Annotated in this window: 5 protein-coding genes; all 5 read left to right on the top strand. The window is 33.3% G+C overall.

The features are described 5' to 3' along the window. A partial coding sequence (locus AB1Z17_RS03495; protein ID WP_368050409.1) for a hypothetical protein occupies positions 1-202 on the top strand: 202 nt, incomplete at its 5' end. Next, positions 180-881 carry a 16S rRNA (guanine(527)-N(7))-methyltransferase RsmG gene (rsmG, locus tag AB1Z17_RS03500; protein WP_368050410.1) on the top strand — a complete coding sequence of 234 codons (702 nt, stop codon included), beginning with the start codon at positions 180-182 and terminating at the stop codon, positions 879-881. The genes AB1Z17_RS03495 and rsmG, both read left to right, overlap by 23 nt. Before the next feature lie 56 nt (positions 882-937). Further along, on the top strand, positions 938-2335 hold the full coding sequence (locus tag AB1Z17_RS03505; RefSeq protein ID WP_368050411.1) for a ParB/RepB/Spo0J family partition protein: 1398 nt from the start codon (positions 938-940) through the stop codon (positions 2333-2335). 96 nt (positions 2336-2431) lie between these two features. Beyond that, positions 2432-3217, top strand: coding sequence for a ParA family protein (locus AB1Z17_RS03510; protein ID WP_368050412.1), 786 nt, complete (start codon positions 2432-2434; stop codon positions 3215-3217). Further along, positions 3207-3726: ParB/RepB/Spo0J family partition protein (locus AB1Z17_RS03515; RefSeq protein WP_368050413.1), on the top strand; the 520-nt coding region annotated here is incomplete at its 3' end. The genes AB1Z17_RS03510 and AB1Z17_RS03515, both read left to right, overlap by 11 nt.

Consider the following 3726-nt stretch of genomic DNA (forward strand, 5'->3'; position numbering starts at 1 on the left):
AGAAAAAAAGAAAATTCCTAAAAATATAAACTATAATGAAATTAAAAACTTAGCCTCCGAAGCAAGACAAAAACTAAATGAAGTGATACCAGAAACTCTAGCTCAAGCAACAAGAATAAGTGGTGTAAATCCTGCGGACATATCTATCTTAATGATATATTTGAAGAAAGGTGAAAAAGATGAATCAAGAAAAACTGCTTGAAAACTTAAAAAACATAAACATTAACTTGAGCAAAAAACAATTAAATCAACTAGAAATATATTATGAAAAGATAATTGAATATAATAAGATTCACAATTTGACTAGAATAACCGAAAAAGAAGAAGTATATTTAAAACACTTTTATGACTCTCTAACTCTAGCAACATTAGAAAACCTTTCTGGACCAAAAAGTTTATGTGATATGGGGAGTGGAGCGGGATTTCCTGGAATAGTCTTAAAAATAGCATTTCCCGACCTGAAAATAACTCTTGTAGATAGCCTAAAAAAAAGAACAATATTTCTAGAAAAAGTAATAAATGATTTAAAATTAGAAAAAATCTCAGTATATAACGAGAGAGCAGAAGACTTTGCAAAAAAAAATATTGAAACTTTTGACTTTATAACAGCAAGAGCTGTTGCCTCAACTCCAATTTTATTGGAACTTGGAGTTCCAATGCTAAAAATAAATGGACATATGCTAATTATGAAAGCGAAAAACGAAAACCTTAACGAAGCCACAAATGCACTAAAAACTCTAAACTCAGAAATAGAAAAAGTAAAAGAAATAAATCTACCAATTACAAATGAAAAAAGAATGTTAATCAAAGTTAAAAAAGTGTCAAAAACAAACTCAAAATATCCAAGAAATTATTCTCAAATAAAGAAAAAGCCATTGTAAAAAAGATTAAAAAAGGTTATGATAATATAAAGAATAAGATAAAGGGGTGCGTTAATGTGAACAACGAAATTTTTAACGTGTATTTAGATGACATTCTTCCTAATCGTTTTCAACCAAGAAAACACTTCGACGAAAAAGAATTAAACGATTTGGCTGAGTCTATAAGACAGCACGGTGTAATACAACCATTAATCGTACGCCGATTAGGGGAAAAATACGAAATAATTGCCGGTGAACGAAGATACAAAGCCTCTGGACTTGCGGGTCTTGAAAAGGTACCGGTAATCATTAAAGAGATGGATGATAAGGAATCAGCAGAAGTAGCGCTAATTGAAAACGTTCAAAGACAAAACTTAACCGCCATAGAAGAAGCGGAGTCATATAATAAATTAATAAATTTAAGTGGATTAACTCAAGAACAAGTAGGAAATAAAGTCGGTGTAACACAAGGAACAATTGCGAATAAACTAAGACTTTTAAATCTAACACCAGAAGTAAAGGAAGCACTACTTAATAAGCGTATTTCTGAAAGACATGCCAGAAGCCTACTAAAAGTTTCAGAAGCAGAAAAACAAAACGAATTATTAAGAAAAGTAATCGCTGAAAAGATGCCAGTTAGATTACTAGATCAATTAATAAATGGGGGACCTAAAATGAATGAAAATACAGTAGTTCCAACAATGGAACAAGCAGTACCATCTGCACCAGTAATAGAACCGAAAACCGAAGAAGCGATAGCCGTGCCAGAAATAGCGCCAATAGAAATTCCGGACTTAAGCATCCCAGAAATACCAGAGATGCCTCAGCCAGAACCAATAAACCACCCAACACCTGTAGTTGAAGTGGAGTCTTCTATTATGGAATCTACGCCAGTTCCTCCAGTAATGGAACCGGTTGAAACACCAGTCCAAGTATCCGAAGAACCAGTAGAAATCCCTACAATAGAAATACCAGTAATAGAGCCAGTTATTGAAGAAGAAAGCACTGATGAAGGCGAGGGTGAAACTCTTGTTCAAATGCCACCACTTGAGCCAACGCCAATACTAAATAATATGAACATTCCAACAGCAGAAGTATCAAGTATGCCATCTGTACCAGCTGCTCCAAATATATTTGAGCCAGCCCCAGAAGCCACAATAGTTGAACAACCAGAACCAGTAGCTCAAAATAAATTTGTTCAAGTACCAGAAACGGAAGCAGAAGAAATCAAAACAAATATTCAATCAATTATAAACGAGTTCAAACAAAAATCCGGAATAGTTGCTGAAGAACCTGAAAAGGAAGTAGAAGCAACGCCTATAGTTGAACCTTCAATTACAAAAGATGCCTTCGCAGCAGCAGAAAGCATTAAACAAGCAATTGATGAGAAAATAAAAGAAGGCTATAAAATTGTTGTTGAAGACTTTGATTTTAAGAAAAGCTTCCAAATGATTGTTAAGATAGAAAAAGAATAAACTGCATCCGCAGTTTTTTTATTTATATTCCCAAAATCGTTTAAAAAACATTAAAAATCTGATAAAATTAAGACACAGTAAAAAGAAGGTGAACACATGGGAAAAGTAATATCACTAGTGAATCAAAAAGGTGGGGTAGGTAAAACTACAACCAGCATTAACCTTTCATCTTCACTTGGTCATTTTAATAAAAAAGTATTATTAATAGATCTTGATCCTCAAGGAAATGCAACAACTGGTGTGGGCATAAATAAAGGTAAAATAAAATACAGCATCTACGATGTTTTAGCGGGAAATTGCGAAATTGCAGATGCAACAATAAAAACAAAATTTAAAAATCTTTCAGTAGTTCCTGCAATAATCAATCTCGCAGGTATTGATATTGAATTAATCCAAAAAGAAAGAGAACAAGAAGATTTCAAAAAAGGTAATCAACTAAAAGAAAAACTAGATAAAGTGGTCGAAAACTATGACTATATAATTATTGACTGTCCGCCGTCTCTTGGAATAATAACAACCAATGCACTAACGGCCTCAAATTCAGTAATTATTCCGGTTCAGTGTGAGTTTTATGCCCTAGAAGGAATAATGCAACTTCTATCAACAATTATGCAAGCAAAGAAAAAGCTTAACCCCGAACTTGATATTGAGGGAGTCTTGCTCACTATGCTTGACCCAAGAACAAATCTTGGACTAGAAGTTGTGGAAGATATAAGAGCCTACTTTAAAGAACGCGTTTATGACACAATAATTCCAAGACTCGTTAAACTAAGTGAAGCACCATCATATGGAAAACCAATAATTGAATACTACTCTAAATCAAAAGGTGCAACAGCCTATTTGATGTTAGCAAAGGAAGTGATTGAAAGAAATGGAAAATAAAAAGAGAGCCCTAGGAAAAGGGCTAGAACAACTTTTTGAAACAAACGCTCTTGATTTTGAAACTCTTGAAGAAAAAATAATTGAAGATGCAATAGAAAAAAACAGTTTAACAGAAGTAGCGCTTGATAAACTAACAAGCAACCCATATCAACCTAGAACTAATTTTGATGAAGAATCCCTTCAAGAATTAACTGATTCAATAAAAGAACATGGCGTCTTCCAGCCAATCATTGTTAAAAAACAAGATGGAAAATTTGTTATTATTGCTGGTGAAAGAAGAGTAAAAGCATCTAAAAAAGCTGGCCTTGAAAAAATCCCTGCAATAATTAGCGACTTCACAGAACAGCAAATGATGGAGATAGCATTACTTGAAAATCTTCAAAGGGAAGATCTAAATGCCATAGAAGAGGCAAAGGCATATGTTCAAATAAAAGATACTTTAAACATTACTCAAGACGAACTGGCTCAAAGAGTTGGTAAAAGCAGATCTCATGTAACAAATATCATTG

The organism is Lutibacter sp. (assembly GCF_040883305.1).
Classification (GTDB): Bacteria; Bacteroidota; Bacteroidia; order Flavobacteriales; family Flavobacteriaceae; genus Lutibacter.

Excerpts from the sequence above, each read along its gene's own strand:
- rsmG (WP_368050410.1), top strand. The coding sequence starts at position 180 with ATGAATCAAGAAAAACTGCTTGAAAACTTAAAAAACATAAACATTAAC.
- AB1Z17_RS03510 (WP_368050412.1), top strand. The coding sequence starts at position 2,432 with ATGGGAAAAGTAATATCACTAGTGAATCAAAAAGGTGGGGTAGGTAAA.